We start from the raw sequence: 19,326 nt of genomic DNA, 5'->3' as shown, positions 1-19,326 counted from the left end.
TTTTTTTGTAGAATAAGAGTGAGGTGATAATCATGAAGGAAAGAGATCTCAAAGAGAAATGTTATATGGAAGCGCTAGATGGTTCTATATCAAATGTAAAGGTTGTATTGAATCATATGAAAAAGATTGATTTACAAGAAGGCATACTCGAAGAAGCTGTTTTAAATAAGGATCGTATGCGTACAATATTGCATCTAGAACTTGCTTTGGCAGATTATTGTATTCTATTAAGAAAGATGAAAGAAAATCAGTTTGTTAATTATCTTCCTGCTATGAGTAAGGATATTAACGCATTAATTCATTGTAATCGCTTTGAGTATCATGATCATGTGATTATCGTTTATTCACAAAGAGGGGAAGAAGATATTGATATAGAACATCTGATTTCTTTTGGTGAAGACCTCTTAGAAAGTTATGGTAATTGATATTTTTTAAATCATGCTTATTGAATTTCAAAGTGGATAATGCTATTATCTTTGGAGTATACGGAGGATGAAAAGTTATGAAAAAAAGACCTATTGTTTTATGTATTATGGATGGTTACGGATTAACTGATAGAGTTGATGGTAACGCAGTAAAACTTGCTAATACACCTAATCTTGATGATTTAATGGCAATGTATCCTACTACAACTATTAAAGCTTGTGGTAACGCTGTTGGTTTACCTGAAGGACAGATGGGTAACTCAGAAGTTGGTCATATGAATATTGGTGCAGGACGTACTGTTTATCAGTCACTTACTTTAATCAATAAGGCAATTGATGAAGGTACTTTCTTCACAAATGAAAAATTTGTAGAAGCAGTAGAAAATGCTAAGAAGAATGATTCTAAGTTACATATCTGGGGATTATTATCTAGCGGAGGAGTTCACTCTTCAAATGAACATATCTATGCATTATTAAAGCTTGCTAAAGATGCTGGTTTAACTAAGGTTTATGTACATGCATTCCTAGATGGACGTGACGTAGCACCTGATTCAGCTGTAGATTTCATTGGAGAACTTGCTGAAGAAATAAAGAAGATCGGTGTGGGTGAAATCGCATCTATCTCAGGTCGTTACTATGCAATGGACCGTGATAAGAGATTTGACCGTGTTAACTTAGCTTATGAAGCAATTGTTGATCATAAGGGAAACAGCTTCACTGATCCAGTACAGTTTGTAAAAGATTCTTATGCTGAAGAAGTATTTGATGAATTCGTTGTACCAGGATACAACTCAGCTGTAGATGGCGCTGTTGAAGATAACGATTCAATCATCTTCGCTAACTTCCGTCCAGACAGAGCAATCCAGCTTGCTACTGTTATGACAAACCCTGATTTCTATGCTGATAAAGGATATACACCTGCTACAAAGAGAAATGGTATTTACTTTGTATGTATGATGAAATATGCTGATTCAGTAAATGGTCATATAGCATTCGTTTTACCAGAATTAACTAATACATTTGGTGATTATGTATCAGCTCAGGGATTAAAGCAGTTGAGAATTGCTGAAACTGAAAAGTATGCCCATGTAACATTCTTCTTTGATGGCGGAGAAGATAAGGAAATCGAAGGTGCTAAGCGTGACTTGATCAACTCACCTAAGGTTGCTACTTATGATTTACAGCCAGAAATGAGTGCTTACCTTGTAAAAGATAAGTTAATCGAAGAATTAGATTCTGGTGAATTCGATGTTGTTATTGTTAACTTCGCAAACTGCGACATGGTTGGTCATACAGGTGTCATTCCTGCAGCTATCAAGGCAGTTGAAGTTGTTGATGACTGTGTTGGTGAAGTATATGAAAAGGTTGCTGAACTTGGTGGTACTATGTTAATCACTGCTGACCATGGTAACGCAGAAAGACTTCTTGATGAAGAAGGTAACCCATTCACAGCACATACTACAAATGATGTACCTTTAATCGTAACAAATTCTCACCTTGAATTAAAAGAAGGCGGAAAACTTGGAGACTTAGCTCCAACTATGTTACAGCTTCTAGGACTTGCTATCCCAGAAGAAATGGATGGTACAAGCCTTATTAAATAATTGAACTATTAAAGCGAGACATCTTAGTTTCGCTTTTTTTGTATTTGTGTTAATATAGTCGAAAAGGAGAAATCAAAATGAAGAAATTACTCATTTTATGCCTTTCTTTTATGCTTTTAGGCTGTAGTACATCTTCAGTTAAAAAAAAGAGTGTAAAAGGTATTAAAGAGATACAATATGCAGAATTAAAGAAAGTGATGGAAGAAGATGTTTCTTTCATACTTTATCTTGGTCGTCCTGATTGTGGAGACTGTCAGGCTTTTAAACCTATCCTTGAAGACTATCTTAATAATCATCCTAATGAAGGTGTTTATTATTTAAATATCAAAGCATATCGTGATGCGTCATTAAAAGAAGATGCCACAAAAGAAGAGAAAGAGTTCTATAAGAATCTTTATAAGACATTTGATTTTAATTGGACACCAACACTAGAAGTTATTTCACAAGGACAGGTACAGAAAAAATATCAGTATCTTGATGAAGACTATTATTCTATCAAGGATCGTAGTAAACAGATTAAAAAGAAAAAAGAATTCATTAAAGAATTCAAAGTATTTATGAATAATTATTTTAAGGAGTAGTAAACTATGAAATGTCCACACTGTCATAAAGATATCAGACCCACAGATCATTTCTGTCCTCATTGTGGTTATGATTTAAGAAGAAATCCACCCAGAAGTACTTCTATTCTAGGTCGTATGATGAAAGGTTATCTTGTTATCATGTTACTTACAGTTGCACTTCCTATGGCTATTATATTCTATAGTCAGTTCTTTACAGGAAAGTCAATTACATCTAATTTCCAGCAGTCAAATCTCTATGAATTAGGTGAATTAAAGAAAACAGAAGGAGAAGAAGTCTATCACTTTGATTCTTCTAAAGCGTTTAAAAAGAAGTTTTCAAATGCTGAAACATTCATCAAGCCGGCTGAGTCTTATAAGAAATCATTAGAAAAACAATATGGTCAAACTTTTACTGCAACTTATGATTATACTGTTTATTCGAATAATGATCTCTATACGACTATTACTTGCAAGGCTCGTATAGATGACAATACAAAGATTGTATTGAAACGTACATACAACCGTTCTAAGACTGACACAATCAAGACAACAATCACAAAAGATAATTGTGAAAACTTCAACGATCTGTTGCAAGTTGAAAATAAAGAATTGATTATTACAGTCATTGATCAGCCTACATACAATAAGCTGATGAAAGCTTTCAATGGTAAAAAAGAAGAATTTGAAACAAATAAAAAATTCCTAGGTCACTATGGTTTAGGTGCTTATATCAATGATAGTCAAGTATCTCTAGTCGTTTACCCGGGAAATAAATACCAATCACAATTTAAAGCACAGACAGAAGGAAATCATTCTCTTGCTCGCTAACGAGTATTCCTCAGGGAAGTATGCAAAACGCATGCTTCCTTTTTTTCATGCCAATTCCAGTCAAATAGACTGTTTTATATAGATTCTCTCATGACATAGCAATATATGTCTTTTTTTATTTGTGGAAAGGAAATGAAGATGAAGATTTTAAAAAGAATAAGTGCAGCAATATTATCTCTATTGATGATAGTTGGAATCACTACACAAAGTATGAATATCGTCAATGCAGCATCATATCAAATGCAGTATTATGGAAAGACAACAGCCTATGGCAGTACAGTGGGGAGCTTTGCGATTGATGGAAGAAGAGCCTGGTGCCTAGAACACAATAAGACTACACCACCATCTCAAACGATGTCTGGTGACTTTTATACAAGTGCAGAACCAAAATATGCAAATATTCGTAAAATTATGTATTATGGATGGTTTGGTTATCAGATGTGGGAAGGCATGAATGGTCTTACAGATGCACAGAAGAATGTTATTATGTCAAAAGCATTGTCTCATGCTTATTCAGGAACATCACTTAATAAAGGCAAGGTGACTGAGTTTTATAATTATGCCACTGCGCAGGCTGATCCATTAAATCAGAATAACCTGATGTTCAGTAAGAATGATTTATATACTTATTATGATAAGAACGCAAAGGTTCAAAAATCTGAATCAGTAAAACTAAATGGTCCAAGTGGATATCATTTCACACTTAATACTGGGACAAAGAGCGTTTTAGTCATCAATGAATCAAGAAATCAATCAGGCGAAACAGTTGATATCTATGGTGGTGATACAATTCATTTAGAAGCGGATGCTTCATATACAGGTACAATCCAGTCTGGCAAGAAATCAGGTGGATTCACTTTTGCACCATTAATTGTTTCTAATGGAAAGAGTGAAAATCAACGTATTGGTACATGGTATGCCATTGCTCCAGTTCAGTCTACTTATTTAAATGCAACATTTCATGCAGTAATTGGCAGTTTAAAACTTAGAAAGACAGACATGGGTGGAAAACTTTTAGATGGTGCTATCTTTCATGTGTCAGGTCATGATTATGAGAAAGACGTAACAGTCACAAAGGGTGAAATAGTGCTCAATAATTTGCTTATTGGTGATTATACAGTGACTGAAAAAGGTGCACCTCATGGTTATTTACTCAATACTTCAACATACAGTACAACAATCAAAGCAGGTGAAACATCAGTGATTACAATTACTGATGAAGCCCCTACAGGACAAATTACAATTAAGAAGTCAGATACAACAGGTATCGTACAAGGAGAAGCGTCATTAGAAGGAGCAGAATATACTGTTTATGATTTAAATAAGAAAGAAGTCGGAAAAATCATTACTAATCAAGAAGGTGATGGTCGTTTGGATAATCTTCCACTAGGTACTTATACAGTTAAAGAAACAAAAGCACCTGTTGGTTATAATTTAGATTGGAATACTTATACAGTGGATTTAACATACAAGGACCAGACATCTTCTATTATTCTAGGGCATGTCAATTCTAAGGATATGGCAAAGATAGGAAGTATTGAAATAGTAAAGACAGATACAGATTCAAAGCCATTAAAAGGTGGAGAGTTTGGAATCTATGCGAATGCTGATATGTATATAGGTGCTACACTTTATAAGAAGGGGCAGCTTGTTATGTCTATCAAGACAGATGAGAATGGTATTGCGTCATCTGATATACTTCCTTATGGTTCATATTATGTAAAAGAGTTAAAGGCACCAAGCACAGAAGATGGAAACAAAGAGAACTTTGTATTATCTGATGAAACACAGCATGTCAAGATTACTGGTTATAGTAGTGCACGTATGCTGATTGTGGCAACACCTGTTGCTTTTATTGATAAGAAAGTATATGTGACTAAGACAGATGTCACAGGTTCAAAAGAAATCAAAGGGGCTCAGCTTCAGGTAACTGATTTAAATGGAGAAATCATGGATTCTTGGGTTTCTGATGGACAGCCTCACTCTATTAAAGGATTAATCGAAGGACATGATTATATTCTTACTGAAACAAGTGCACCTGATGGCTATGTTAAAGCGCAATCTATAAAGTTTACTGTTTCTAAAGAGAAGAAGGATGAAACAATTGTTATGAAAGATACACAAGTAAAAGTATCAAAGACAGATGTTTCAGGTAAAAAAGAATTAGAAGGTGCAAAGCTTGAAGTAAGAAATGAATTCAATCAAGTGGTCGATTCTTGGACTTCCACAAAAGATCCTCATTTTGTCAATGGTTTAGAAGAAGGCAAGACTTATACTTTAATTGAAACAACTGCACCTGATGGATATATCAAAGCAGAATCAATCACATTTACTCTCACTCATAAGGAAAACATAAATGTGACAATGAAGGATGCTCAGATGAAAGTTTCTAAAGTTGATGAAGAGACAGGTGAAGATGTATCGGGTGCAGAGTTCTCTATTTTTGATAATCAAGGAAATCTAGTGGATCAATGGATCACAGATGGCTCACTTCATGCAGTAAATCATCTAGAAGTAGGAAAAGAATATAGTCTTAAAGAAACTAAAACACCTAAAGGCTTTTTAACAATCTCGAATCAGACATTTATTGCATCAAGTGAAGATGTAACTCTAGAAATTAAAGAACAGCCAAGACTAATTAATATCCAGGTGAATAAATTAGATGCGAAGACAAAACAGCTTATTAAAGACAAAAACTTTGAATTCACATTATATACTGATCCTGAATGTACAAAGAGTCTCACCTCTATTTCTTCTCATGATGGTATCGCTACATTCAAGTCTTTAAGATTTGGAACTTATTATATCAAGGAAACAAAAGCTCCTCTTGGCTACTATCTATCTCAGGAAGTCAAGAAGGTTGTTTTAGATGAAAATGTAGAAGGAGATACTTATACATTTGATTATATGAATACACCGATAGAAATCATTCATACAGGCGATTCAACGCAGATGATGATAATTGTAATTCTATGTATTTTATCTTTGATTTCTATTGTATTACTTCTTAGAAAGAAGAAAATTGAATAGTTCATTTAGGCTGGAGAGTTTTCTCCAGTCTTTTTCTATTAATATGACTTTTTTTTATTGAGCCCTTCCTATATAATGGGGAAATAAGGAGGGACATTGCTATGAAAATGGTATTTTGTGATATAGATGGGACGCTTTATCGTGATAACAAACAAATATCACCATTAAATAAAGAAGCTCTGATGCGTTTTCGTGATACAGGTGGCAAGGTTGTCTATTGTACAGGACGTCATATTCTAGAAATGGGAATGATTCTTGAAAAAGATTGTTATCCTTTTGACTATCTAGTATTAAACAATGGTGGGGCTATACTAGACGGCAATAAGGATACTCTTTATGAAAAACATATAGAAGCATCAGTTGGACTCGATATTCTACAATGGGGTGTAGATGCGAACATGTTTGTCCATATGTGTGATGGAAAGAAGAGTTATGGCTGTTTTAATCATCAATCCTTTGCACATAGTGACCAGGGAGATATACCTATTCCTGATGACTATATGACTCTAATGAAGAAAAGTCCTTCATTCCAGATTATCAGTTTGAATCAGGAAAATATGCAGACAGACCAAATTGATATGATTAAGAAGAGAATTGAAGAAAAGTATGGCGGCTATGTAGAGTGTCATCCTAATCTTCATTTTCTAGATGTTGTTCCTAATAACTGTTCAAAAGGAACAGGTGTGAACTATCTAAAAGAAAACACAAATGCGACAACTTATACGATAGGTGATTCATGGAATGATTTATCGATGATTGAAGCAGGAGATCATGGCTGCACATTTGATTATGCACATGATGATATTCAAAAAAAGGCTGATCATGTCTATAGTTATGTCTATGAAATGATCGATGATATACTAGGGGGTAAAATATAATGAGCTGGAGAAATAACTTGAGAGATGTAGAACCTTATGTTGCTGGGGAGCAGCCTAAGATGTCTAATCTTATCAAACTAAATACAAATGAAAATCCATATGAACCAGGAGAAAAGGTTAAAGAAGCTATTCAAACTTTTGATCCATTTAAACTAAGACTTTATCCTGATGCCGATGCATCAAAGCTTAAACATTTAATTGCGGAATATCATGGTTTAGATGATAAACAGGTATTTATTGGAAACGGAAGTGATGAGGTTCTTGCCTTAACATTCTTAACATGTTTCAATGGAAAAGATCCACTTCTATTCCCAGATATTACTTATTCTTTCTATCCTGTTTACTGTGAATTATTTAATATTGACTATAAAACAATGCCGTTAGATGATGCATTTAAGATTAAGAAAGAAGATTATTTCACAAAAAATGGTGGCATCATCTTCCCTAATCCCAATGCACCTACAGGTGAACTTATGTCTGTAGAAGACATTGATGAGATCATCAGTCATAATCCTGATAGTGTTGTTGTGATTGATGAAGCTTATATTGATTTTGGTGGAAAAACAGTACTTCCACTATTAAAGAAGTATGATAACTTACTTGTGATTCATACATTCTCTAAATTCCGTTCACTTGCAGGAAGCAGACTGGGTGTTGCGTTAGGTAATGAAGAATTGATTTCACATTTATATGATGTGAAGAATTCATTCAACTCTTATCCAATTGATGCACTTGCACAGGTTATTGGTGAAGCATCTATACAAGACAGTGATGTCATCAAAGAACATGCGAAAAAGATTGTGGCAACACGTGAACGTACAAAGAAGTCCCTTAAAGAAATGGGATTCACAATGACAGACAGCTATTCTAACTTCATCTTTATTCATCATGATGATTTTGATGCAGAATATATCTTTAAAGAGTTAAGAAAGAAACATATTATTGTAAGATATTTCAATGCACCACGTATTAATCAGTATTTACGTGTGACTATCGGAAATGATGAAGAGATGGATGCATTCTTAGATGCTGTTAAAGAAATTATTCAAGCATCATAAAAGCATAAGGAAACAATTAATGATATGATAAATACAGATAACGTACTTCTATTTGATCTTGATGGTACAGTACTCAATACCGATGAATTGATTTTTGAATCATTCAGACATACATTTAAGCAGTTTCTTCCTGAATATACTTTATCAGAAGAAGAATTACTTTCTTTTTTAGGGCCTCCTTTAAGAGAATCATTTGCGCGTTATCTTTCTGGTCACCAGGTAGATGAAGCAGTAGAGGTCTATCGTGCTTATAATCGTGAGAAGCATAATGATTATGTTACTCTTTATCCTCATGAAACAGAAGTATTAAAAAAGCTTCATGAAGAGGGTATAAAGATGGCTATTGTCACTACAAAATACAAGGATGCAGCTGTCTATGGATTAAAGTGTGCAGATTTAGATCAATATTTTGATGTAGTGATAGGAAGTGATGAAGTCACTCATGGTAAACCTCATCCAGAAGCATTACGCGTTGCCTTGTCTCATCTTAATGCGACAAAAGGCTATATGATTGGTGATAATGTGACAGATATTCAAGCAGGTAAAAATGCAGGTATTGGGACAATAGGTGTGACCTGGTCACTTAAAGGAACTCAGTTCCTCCTAGAAGAACATCCAGATTATATGATGGAGTCTTATGATGATTTATACCAATATCTAGAAAGGATGTAGATTATGAAAGATATCATTATTATTGGTGGTGGACCAGCTGGTTTAACTGCCGCTTTATATGCAAGTCGTGCCGGAGCAGATGTGATGGTTATTGAATCAGGGGCACCTGGTGGTAAATTAAACTTAACAGCGCATATAGAAAACTATCCTGGCATAAAAGAGATGATGGGCCCACAATTAGCCTATGATATGTATGAACAGGCTCTTAACTTCGGTGCTGAATTAAAGATGACAGAAGTGAAATCTATTGTAGATGAAGGTGACTATAAGAAGGTTATTACATCTAAAGAAGAACTAGAAGCACGTGCTGTCATTATTGCGACAGGGACTAAAGAACGTAAGATGGGGCTCGACTTAGAAGATGAAATGACAGGTAGAGGTATTTCTTATTGTGCTGTTTGTGATGGGCCTTTCTTTAGAGGTAAAGAGGTTGCTGTTATTGGTGGTGGTAATAGTGCTATTGAAGAATCACTTTATTTGGCAGGTATTACAGAAAAAGTTCATATTATCATGAGACGTGATGTATTCCGTGCAGATGATTATTTGGTGAAAAAAGCACTCAATAATGAAAAGATTGAATTCCACTTTAAAAAGAAGCCTCATGCATTGATTGTTGAAGAGGATACATTAAAGGGCTTAGAACTAGAAGATAGTGTAACAAAAGAAGTAGAACCACTTTATGTACAGGGCATTTTCCCATTTATTGGCTTAGATCCTGTTACTGATTTTGTGAAGGATTTAGGTATTACAAATGAACAGGGTTATATTGATGTTGATGAACATATGGAAACATCTATTCAAGGTTTATTTGCGATTGGTGATGTAAGAACTAAGACATTAAGACAAGTTGTCACAGCTGCAAATGATGGTGCGATTGCTGGACAATATGCTGCCAAACTTGTAGAAGAGAACTAATAATAGTTCTCTTTTTGAATGCTTTATACACACATTGATGTATGTTATAATAACCTTGTTATCAAGGAGGAAGGTCTATGTCAAATGTAGAAGTTGTATTAGTTTCTGGTATGTCTGGTGCAGGTAAATCTACCGCTATGGCTGTTTTTGAAAATATGGGATATTACTGCATCGATAATTATCCAGTTGCTTTATTAGAAGAGTTTGGAGATTATTTATTCAATGAAACATTAGGTAGTAAGATTGCAATGGGTATTTCATTAGGGGATGCTTTGCAGGCAATTCGTGAACTATCTAATATGGATTGGATCAAGCTGACTATTGTATTTTTAGATTGTGATAATTCAGAAATCTTGAAGCGTTATAAGCAGACAAGACGTTCTCATCCAATGATGATTATGAATAAAGCCAACACACTTTATGATTCTATTGAACTAGAACGTCATGAATTTGAACAGATTAAAACACAGGCTGATTTAGTCATTGATACGACTTTATTAAAGCGTACAGCTTTGCAGGATAGACTAGAAGCATCTTTTTATCCTGAAACAGGAGAAACATTCCGTGTCTCTTTTGTCTCATTTGGATATAAGTTTGGTATTCCAAAGGATGCAGATCTACTTCTTGATGTAAGATTCCTACCTAATCCTTTTTATGTGCCTGAACTTAGAAATAAGACAGGAAATGATAAGGAAGTCTATGACTATGTCATGGAAAAGCCAGAAACTCAGGAATTTGTAGAAAAGACTCTGGCTTATTATGATTATTTATTGAAAGAATATGAAAAAGAAGGAAAGATGCAATTGATAGTTGGTATTGGCTGTACAGGTGGTCAGCACCGTTCTGTTACTCTTACAAATTTCCTTGCGAACCATTACAAGAAATATTACAAAGTATATAAGTGGCATCGTGATGCTGACCACTAGAGGATGTGAAAAGAAATGTTGTCGTTTTCAAGAAAAGTAAAGGAAGAGATCGTTTTTAATGATTTTGATCATGACTGCTCTAAAGCGATTCTTTGTGCTTTATTAAAAACCAATGGAACCCTTATGTTAGGACAGGGACTCTCTCTCTTGATCCGTACAGAAAACGCAAAAATAGCGTCAAAGATGCATAAACTTCTTAAAGAACTTTATGCACCTTCAATAGAATTTAAAGTTAAAAAGATGATGAAACTTAAGAAGAATAATATCTATCTTCTTAAGGTCTCAAAAGCAAGAGAAATACTTGAAGATCTTCATTTATTAGAAGGTTTAGGTTTCACTATGCTGCCTTCTGATGAAATCCTTTATGATGATCGTACAAGAAGAGCTTATCTTGCAGGAATCTTTCTCGCAAGCGGTTCAGTGAATAACCCTGATACATCTAACTATCATCTAGAAATGAGTGTACAGGATGAACCTCTTGCTATGTATATTGAAGATATGATGAATCATTATGGGTTAAATGCGCATGTTATCAAGAGACGTAATCGTTTTGTTATTTATATGAAATCTGCAGAAAGAATAGGTGACTTCTTACGTGCGATTGGTGCTTCTACTTCTGTTATGGAGTTTGAAACAACACGTATTGATCGTTCTATGGCCAATACTGTAAACAGATGGAATAATTGCGATATTGCGAACGAAATGAAGGCAATGACAGCCAGTGCCAAACAGATTGAAGATATTGCTTATGTGATTGATAAAGCAGGAATAGAAATTCTAGATTCTAAAACGGCCGAAGTCGCTCAGATCCGTTTAGAAAATCCAGAACTTACACTTAATGAACTTGCAGATGTTTATTTTGATAAAACAGGACAGACTATTTCTAAATCAGGTCTTCACCATCGTTTTAAGAAAATCAAAGATGAAGCAGCACGTCTTCGTCAGATGGAGGAAGAATAATGACTGTAACAGAAAGATTTGGAATGCGTATCAAAGAATTAAGAGTTCAGCAGGGGATTTCTCAGGAAGAACTAGGCTTTAGATGTCATCTTTCCAAGAATTATATATCTGATGTAGAAAGAGGCACTAGAAATGTCAGTCTTAAAGCAATAGATCAGTTTGCGAAGGGTTTAGGTATTACTCTTAAAGAACTTTTTGATTACTAATCATGTGAAATTTCAGAAGATGTCTTAGGCATCTTCTATTTTTTATTTGAAATTGGTATAATTTTTGTAAGTTCATCATATGTTTACAATAGAGACATATAATGACTACACTTAAAGGAGAAACTCTATGGATGTACTAATCTATTTTATAATTATATTTTTAATTCTATCTGTTTTCTTAAACATCATTGCGTATGCATGGCCTTTTTTATTAATTATGTTTGTTGTATATGAAATCTGGAAATATTTCAAACTCAAGAAGATCAGAAAGCAGTATGAAGAAGCACAATCACAGTATTCATCTCAATCTCAGTCAAGTACACGTAATGATAATCCTGATATCATTGATGTAGAATATAAAGTTGTAGATGAAGAAAAGACAGGGGATGACCAATAAATGATCTGCCCTTCATGTCATAGACAAGTCCCCGAAGGGGCTCATTTCTGTCCTCACTGTGGCACACCACTTGATGATAAATGTCCGCATTGTGGACATCAGAATATTCCTAATGCGAAATTCTGTGCTTTTTGTGGAAGACCACTTGTAGCAGGAACAACACGTCGTCCACAGGGGTCCTTTACACCAACAGAGGATATTTATCAGGAAGAAGAAAAAACATATGAACCAGAAAAGGTATCACGTAAAGTAAACTGGAAAGTTGTTCTTATTTCAGTATTAGTTCTTATACTTGCTACTACAGGTGCACAATATTATCTTAAACATTCTAAGAGTATTAAGTTTTCTGATGCGAGTCCAAGTGTTTCAGAAGAGATTAATTCTATTGTAAAGCTTAAGAAAACAACTGACATTGAGCAATATTCTAACTTGTCCAATGATGGAATGGTAGCAGCGGATGACCATTATATCTATATGTCTAATGCCAATAATGAGTTAGTGAAATTAGATAAGAATATGAATGTCATCAAGAATTATGGTATTAAACAGGCCACTTATCTAAATCTGGTAGGTGAGAAGCTTTATTATACTGATAGTGATCATCATATCTCTGTTCTTGATACAAAGACAGGTAAACATGAAATATTACAGAATATAGAGGCATTCTATATGACTTATCATGACAATAAGCTTTATTATCAAAATGATGATGATAATGAAAGTCTTTATGTCTATGACCTTTCTACAAAGGTATCTACAAAACTATTAGAAGAACATATTTATAATATGAATTTTGTAGGAGATACCATTTATCTCACAGGTAAGTCTTCTATTATTTCATATAATATGACAACAAAAGCCACTGATACTATCTATAATGAACAGGTATATGGTTCAGTCTATAATGATGGTTATCTTTATTTCATTACAGATAGACAGTCACTTGGCAGAGTGAGTGTGAAATCAAAAGAATCGCAGATCATACTTACTGATATGGGTTATTCTATGTTTGTGATGAGTGATGAGGCTATCTACTATGTAGGAAGTGATGCTAAAATGTATCGTCTTGATTTTGAAAAAAAAGAACCTACTGCAGTTTATCAATTCCAGTCACATCGTATTAATGGTATGCAGATAGTGAATGATCAGCTATATATCAAAGACAATCAGGATTGGAAAGTCGTGAATACGTCTAATACAAAGTATGCAGTTATATTTGAGAATTAGGTACTGATTTACTTCAGTGCCTTTTTTTGTATGCAGGATTTATGCTATAATGGGTGGGTAAAAAATGGAGATGATTATATGTTAATAAGCGAAATTATTGAGGCAACAAACGGAAAACTCTTAAATGGTCACTTAGATGACCAGGTGAATGGCTTTACACAGGATACACGTGTGATTCAGCCAGGAAACTTATATATCCCTCTTGTAGGCATTAAAGATGGGCATGACTACATTCCACAGGCATTTGAAAATGGTGCAGCTGCAACTTTGACAAGTCATCCTATTGAGGATGATTCACACAATGTCATTTTAGTAGAAGATACAATGAAGGCATTAGGTGATTTAGCACGTTATGTACGTGTTCATTCAAATGCAAAAGTTGTAGGTATTACTGGTTCAGCAGGAAAAACAAGTACTAAAGATATGATTGCAAGTGTTATTTCACAGCAATATACAACATTAAAAACACAAGGAAACTTCAATAATAATATTGGACTTCCACTCACTATTCTTCGTTATAATGGTGAAGAAGTCATGGTTATTGAAATGGGTATGAACCATTTAGAAGAAATAGATTACTTAACTAAGATTGCATTACCAGATATTGCGGCTATCACAAATATCGGTACAGCACATATTGGTGAACTTGGTTCAAGAGAAAATATTCTACAGGCGAAGATGGAAATCGTTCATGGTATGAACCATGGTACTTTAGTTGTGAATAACGACAATGATCTTTTATCTACAGTACATCCTGAAGGAATCTCTTTGAAAACAATTGGTATCGAAAGTGATGCAGACTTAAAGGCAACAGATATTATCTTGAATGAAGATATGTCATCATTTAGAGTGAAGGTGGATGGTAAGGACTATGCAGTAAGAGTCTATGTACCCGGTGTTCACTTTATCTTTAATGCATTGATAGCGATTCAGGTTGGTTTATTATTAAATATTCCAATGGAAAAATGTATCAAGGGTATTGAAACATTTGAATTAACTAAAAATAGAAATGATATCTTAACACTTGAGCGTCATATCCGTGTTATTGATGGCACTTATAATGCGAACCTTGATTCTATGAAATCAAGTATTGATGTATTATCAGGTTATGCAGATCGTAAGATTGCAGTATTAGGGGATATGTTAGAGCTTGGAGACTATGAAGAAACACTTCATCGTGCTGTAGGTGCTCATTTACTTAAAAAGAATATTGATTTAGTCTTGACTGTAGGTCCTGCTGCGCGTTATATTTCAGACGAAGTAAATAAAGCAAAACCAGGTGTTGCCTATCATTTTGATGATAATGCCTCTTTAAGTGCTTATTTACAGGAATGTCTAGAAGAAAATGATGTTGTTCTAGTCAAGGCTTCTAATGGTATGCATTTAAAAGAAGTCATTAATGATTTAAAGGAGAATAATTAGGATGAAATTATTATTAGTATGTGGTGGACAGTCTACAGAACATGCTGTTAGCCGTATGTCATGTGTGAATATCTATAAAAATGCCGATAAGACTAAATATGACGTTAAAGTTGCAGGTATCACAAAAGAAGGAGAATGGTATGATTTAGTATCTACTGATTTCTCTAGTGATAACTGGTTAGAAGGTGCAACAAAGATCACTGATCATTTTACTTTCTTAAAATCATTTGATGTTGTATTCCCTGTACTACATGGTCAGTTTGGTGAAGATGGAACAATCCAGGGCTTATTAGAAATGGCTCAGATTCCTTATGTTGGATGCCGTGTGATGGCATCATGTACGGCAATGGATAAAATCTATGCAAAGAAATTATTTGATCAGGCTAATATTCCTCAGGTGCCTTCTTTATATGTTAAGAAGAGATATGATGATAAATTAGTTGTAGTAGATGATGAAGGAAGAGAAAGCTTTAACGTAGAAATGGAAATCTATACACACTTAGGATTCCCTTGCTTTGTGAAAGCAAGTCGTTCTGGTTCAAGTGTAGGATGTTATAAAGTAAATAGTCTTACTGAATTATTACCAAGACTTCATGAAGCAGCAACTTATGACCGTCATGTTGTTGTAGAAAAGGCTATTAATGCAACAGAATTAGAATGTGCTGTTATTGGTAATGATGATATCAGTGCATCACGTGTAGGACAGATTTTACCTCATGGTGAATTCTATACATATGAATCTAAATATGAAGATGAACAGAGTGCTACCTGCATTCCTGCAAAAGTAGATCAGTCTATCCAGGATTATATTAGACAGGCTGCAGTGAAAGCATTCAAGGCAGTAGATGGAACAGGTCTAGCTAGATGTGATTTCTTCTATGATAACGATACAGGAAATGTATATTTAAATGAAATCAATACAATGCCTGGCTTTACAAATATCTCTATGTATCCTCAGTTAATGAAGGATGCTGGACTAGATACACCAGCTCTTATTGATGAATTAATCAAGCTTGCATTACAGAGATAAGATGTCGAAAGACATCTTTTTTTATGGTTTTAATAGATAAATAATTATTAAAATAATAAATAATTTGCGAAGTAAGTGTGAAAATGTCTGTAATTAAAAACAATGAAAAAAATATTGAATATTACGATAAAATTTATATAAGTTATGATAAGAAACCGCTTATAAAACTGAATATCCGACAAATTATTAATATAATTAGGAAAATAAGGAAAAAAGTTAAAAAGTTTATTGACATGTCTATATCAGAAGTATATGATAAACACAACAACCCAAAAGAAAACGACTTTGATAGGAACTAGTAGGGGAATGATGAAAGCGCAGAGAGGTTCTGGCTGGTGTAAAGAACTGTTTGATCATCTTTGAACTCATCCTTGAGTGGAGCACTGAATTAAGTAGGCTGCTACGGCATTTGCGACCGTTATCTCGCTAGAGTATGAACTTTACATATAAAGCGTACTCGATAAGGTTGATATTGTGAGGTATCAATAAATTGAGGTGGAACCACGAAGAATCATTCTCTCGTCCTCTTACGCTAGTAGGGGCGAGGGCTTTTTTTATAGGTTGGAAAGGAGAATAAACAATTATGATGAATTACCAAAAGTACAAGAGATTTGAAACAGTAAGCTTGAAAGACCGCACCTGGCCAGATAAGACAATTGAAAAAGCACCTATCTGGTGTTCAGTAGATTTACGTGATGGTAACCAGGCATTAGTGACACCAATGAATATTCAGGAAAAGGTCAGAATGTTCAAGTTATTAGTAGAACTTGGATTCAAGGAAATTGAAGTAGGTTTCCCATCTGCTTCACAGATTGAATATGATTTCCTAAGACTATTGATTGAAGAAAACCTCATTCCTGATGATGTTACTGTTCAGGTATTAACTCAGTGTCGTGAACATTTGATTAAAAGAACATTTGAAGCCCTTGATGGATTAGATCGTGCTATTGTGCATATTTATAACTCTACAAGTATTCTTCAAAGAGATGTTGTCTTCAACAAAGATAAAGATGAAATCAAGAAGATTGCGACAGATGGCTGTGCTCTTGTAAAGAAGTTATGTGATAACTTTAAAGGTCAAGTTATTCTTGAATATTCACCTGAAAGCTTCACTGGTACAGAAATGGATTATGCGGTAGAAGTAGTGGATGCAGTCTTAGATGTATGGGGAGCTTCTAAGGATAATAAAGTGATTGTCAATCTACCTTCTACTGTAGAAATGGACACACCAAATGTTTTTGCGGACCAGGTTGAATATGTATGTAGAAACCTAAAGGATCGTGAAAGAGTGATTCTTTCTGTTCATCCACATAATGATAGAGGCTGTGGGGTAGCCGCTACAGAACTTGCATTAATGGCAGGGGCTGATCGAGTAGAAGGAACACTATTTGGAAATGGTGAAAGAACAGGTAATGTTGATATTGTCACTGTTGCATTAAATATGTATACACATGGTATCAATCCAGAACTTGACTTCACACAGATGAATGAAATCAAGCGTGTCTATGAAGAATGTACAAAGATGGAAGTGGATCCTCGTTCACCATATGCAGGTCAGTTAGTATTTACTGCTTTCTCTGGAAGTCATCAGGATGCGATTAATAAAGGTATTCATAAATATCATGAAAGACAGCAGAAGCAGTGGGAAGTACCTTATCTTCCAATTGATCCAGCTGACTTAAATAGACAATATGAACCAATTGTTCGTATTAACTCTCAGTCAGGTAAAGGTGGCGTGGCCTTCGTTATGGATACAGTCTTTGGTTATCATCTGCCTAAAGCATTACAGGGTGACTTCGCAAAGATCGTACAGAATATTTCTGAAGCAGAAGGTGAAGTATCACCAGAAAGAATCTATGATACTTTCAGAAATGAATATATTGAAAATGAAGAACCATTCCAGTTCGTATATCAGAAACTAACAGATATCTCAGAAGATGCCGAAAACGAATATGAAAGAAAAGTAGAATTAACAATTCGTGATCATGGCGAGAAGCGTACAATTGTTGGTTATGGTAATGGCCCAATTGATGCAGTTAAGAATGCCTTCAATGATAATGGCTACCATTATATTCACTTATTAGATTACTCAGAACATGCATTAACATCTGGTTCAAGTGCTAAAGCAGCTGCTTATGTACAGCTTAGAGCAAAAGGTACATCTATTATTGAGTGGGGTGTAGGTGTTCATCCAAATATTACAACTGCAACTATTAAAGCAATTATTTCAGCAATGAATAGAATACATAAAGATATGAGGGAGGCCGCTTAATGGAAAGACTTGTCCTGTCTATTCTAGTTGATAATACATCCGGTGTACTAAGCCGTGTCGCTGGATTATTCTCTAGAAGAGGCTACAACATTGATTCATTGACTGTTGGGGAAACAAATGATCCAACAGTCTCACGTATGACAGTATCTGCAAGAGGAGAACCAGCCACTCTTGCACAGATTAAGAAGCAGTTAAGAAAGCTGGAAGATGTAATTGAAATATTTCCGTTAGATGATGACCATTCAGTCTATCGTGAATTGGTGCTTATTAAGGTAGAAGCAGACCACTCACAAAGACCTGATATTGTGTCAATAGTCAATATATTTAGAGCGCAGATTGTAGATGTTGCGCCAAATTCACTCGTTGTGGAAGTGACAGGTGATCAAAATAAGATCAATGGTATTCTCACAATGTTAGATACGTTCAATATCACCGAAATCGTCCGTACTGGTATTGCTGGCATCGGAAGAGGACTAGATGATTTTGATATAGAAAAGATGAAAGCTCAGAAAAATAGGGGGTAATTAAATATGGCTAAAATCTATTACAACACAGACTGTGATTTATCTTTATTGGATGGTAGAAAGGTTGCTATCATCGGTTATGGTTCTCAGGGACATGCACATGCATTAAACCTTAAAGAATCTGGAGTAGACGTTGTTGTTGGTCTATACGAAGGTTCTAAGTCTTGGAAGAAAGCAGAAGAACAGGGACTTAAGGTTATGACATCTGCTGATGCAGCTGCTTGGGCAGATATCATCATGGTATTAATTCCTGATGAATTACAGGCTAAACTTTATAAGGAAACTATCGAACCAAACTTAAACGAAGGCGATATGTTAATGTTCGCTCATGGTTTCAATATTCATTTCAATCAGATCGTTCCACCAAAGAATGTTGATGTAACTATGAT

At 34.7% G+C, this 19,326-nt stretch carries 19 protein-coding genes and 1 other annotated feature; all 19 genes read left to right on the top strand.

Annotated features, from left to right (window positions below):
* Positions 1-32 precede the first annotated feature (32 nt).
* Positions 33-425 (top strand): hypothetical protein, encoded by a 393-nt coding sequence (locus tag B2S90_RS03135; RefSeq protein WP_070101816.1) that lies wholly within the window; start codon positions 33-35, stop codon positions 423-425.
* 77 nt (positions 426-502) lie between these two features.
* A complete protein-coding gene (gpmI, locus tag B2S90_RS03130) occupies positions 503-2,029 on the top strand; it encodes a 2,3-bisphosphoglycerate-independent phosphoglycerate mutase (protein WP_055232767.1) in 1,527 nt (508 codons plus the stop codon).
* A gap of 77 nt (positions 2,030-2,106) precedes the next feature.
* Positions 2,107-2,610, top strand: a complete 504-nt coding sequence (locus B2S90_RS03125) for a thioredoxin family protein (RefSeq protein ID WP_278779490.1) — start codon at positions 2,107-2,109, stop codon at positions 2,608-2,610.
* A gap of 6 nt (positions 2,611-2,616) precedes the next feature.
* Entirely contained in the window at positions 2,617-3,420 is an 804-nt protein-coding gene (locus B2S90_RS03120; protein ID WP_278779488.1) for a zinc ribbon domain-containing protein, read from the top strand.
* A 132-nt stretch (positions 3,421-3,552) separates the two neighbouring features.
* Entirely contained in the window at positions 3,553-6,450 is a 2,898-nt protein-coding gene (locus B2S90_RS03115) for a SpaA isopeptide-forming pilin-related protein (RefSeq protein WP_286696528.1), read from the top strand.
* Between the two features lie 101 nt (positions 6,451-6,551).
* Positions 6,552-7,328, top strand: coding sequence for a Cof-type HAD-IIB family hydrolase (locus B2S90_RS03110; RefSeq protein WP_055232774.1), 777 nt, complete (start codon positions 6,552-6,554; stop codon positions 7,326-7,328).
* Positions 7,328-8,386, top strand: coding sequence for a histidinol-phosphate transaminase (gene hisC / locus B2S90_RS03105; RefSeq protein WP_055232777.1), 1,059 nt, complete (start codon positions 7,328-7,330; stop codon positions 8,384-8,386). Before B2S90_RS03110 ends, hisC begins: the two co-directional genes overlap by 1 nt.
* A 24-nt stretch (positions 8,387-8,410) precedes the next feature.
* A complete protein-coding gene (gene ppaX, locus B2S90_RS03100) occupies positions 8,411-9,058 on the top strand; it encodes a pyrophosphatase PpaX (RefSeq protein WP_055232779.1) in 648 nt (215 codons plus the stop codon).
* A 3-nt stretch (positions 9,059-9,061) separates the two neighbouring features.
* Positions 9,062-9,973 (top strand): thioredoxin-disulfide reductase, encoded by a 912-nt coding sequence (trxB, locus tag B2S90_RS03095; protein ID WP_055232781.1) that lies wholly within the window; start codon positions 9,062-9,064, stop codon positions 9,971-9,973.
* 77 nt (positions 9,974-10,050) lie between these two features.
* The gene (gene rapZ, locus B2S90_RS03090; protein WP_055232783.1) at positions 10,051-10,899 is read left to right on the top strand and encodes an RNase adapter RapZ; all 849 of its coding nucleotides are present in this window, start codon (positions 10,051-10,053) and stop codon (positions 10,897-10,899) included.
* Positions 10,900-10,914: 15 nt separating this feature from the next.
* Positions 10,915-11,859, top strand: a complete 945-nt coding sequence (gene whiA / locus B2S90_RS03085; RefSeq protein ID WP_055232785.1) for a DNA-binding protein WhiA — start codon at positions 10,915-10,917, stop codon at positions 11,857-11,859.
* Positions 11,859-12,065, top strand: coding sequence for a helix-turn-helix domain-containing protein (locus B2S90_RS03080; protein ID WP_006505158.1), 207 nt, complete (start codon positions 11,859-11,861; stop codon positions 12,063-12,065). The genes whiA and B2S90_RS03080 overlap by 1 nt, the downstream gene beginning before the upstream one ends.
* Positions 12,066-12,192: 127 nt before the next feature.
* Entirely contained in the window at positions 12,193-12,462 is a 270-nt protein-coding gene (locus tag B2S90_RS03075) for a hypothetical protein (protein WP_055232787.1), read from the top strand.
* Entirely contained in the window at positions 12,463-13,689 is a 1,227-nt protein-coding gene (locus B2S90_RS03070) for a DUF5050 domain-containing protein (RefSeq protein WP_279148726.1), read from the top strand.
* Between the two features lie 78 nt (positions 13,690-13,767).
* Positions 13,768-15,111 carry a UDP-N-acetylmuramoyl-tripeptide--D-alanyl-D-alanine ligase gene (locus tag B2S90_RS03065; protein ID WP_055232790.1) on the top strand — a complete coding sequence of 448 codons (1,344 nt, stop codon included), beginning with the start codon at positions 13,768-13,770 and terminating at the stop codon, positions 15,109-15,111.
* Between the two features lies 1 nt (position 15,112).
* A complete protein-coding gene (locus tag B2S90_RS03060; protein WP_278779478.1) occupies positions 15,113-16,141 on the top strand; it encodes a D-alanine--D-alanine ligase family protein in 1,029 nt (342 codons plus the stop codon).
* A gap of 276 nt (positions 16,142-16,417) precedes the next feature.
* Positions 16,418-16,671: a binding site (T-box leader), on the top strand.
* 53 nt (positions 16,672-16,724) lie between these two features.
* Positions 16,725-18,413 (top strand): 2-isopropylmalate synthase, encoded by a 1,689-nt coding sequence (gene leuA, locus B2S90_RS03055; RefSeq protein WP_055232797.1) that lies wholly within the window; start codon positions 16,725-16,727, stop codon positions 18,411-18,413.
* Positions 18,413-18,937 (top strand): acetolactate synthase small subunit, encoded by a 525-nt coding sequence (ilvN, locus tag B2S90_RS03050; protein WP_055232799.1) that lies wholly within the window; start codon positions 18,413-18,415, stop codon positions 18,935-18,937. The genes leuA and ilvN overlap by 1 nt, the downstream gene beginning before the upstream one ends.
* A gap of 6 nt (positions 18,938-18,943) precedes the next feature.
* A partial coding sequence (locus B2S90_RS03045; RefSeq protein ID WP_286696527.1) for an NAD(P)-binding domain-containing protein occupies positions 18,944-19,326 on the top strand: 383 nt, incomplete at its 3' end.

Source organism: Catenibacterium sp. UBA627, from assembly GCF_002299355.1.
GTDB classification, from domain to species: Bacteria; Bacillota_I; Bacilli_A; order Erysipelotrichales; family Coprobacillaceae; genus Catenibacterium; species Catenibacterium mitsuoka.
Note: the sequence above shows the minus strand (reverse complement) of the source record. Positions and strands in the feature narration are given on the sequence as shown.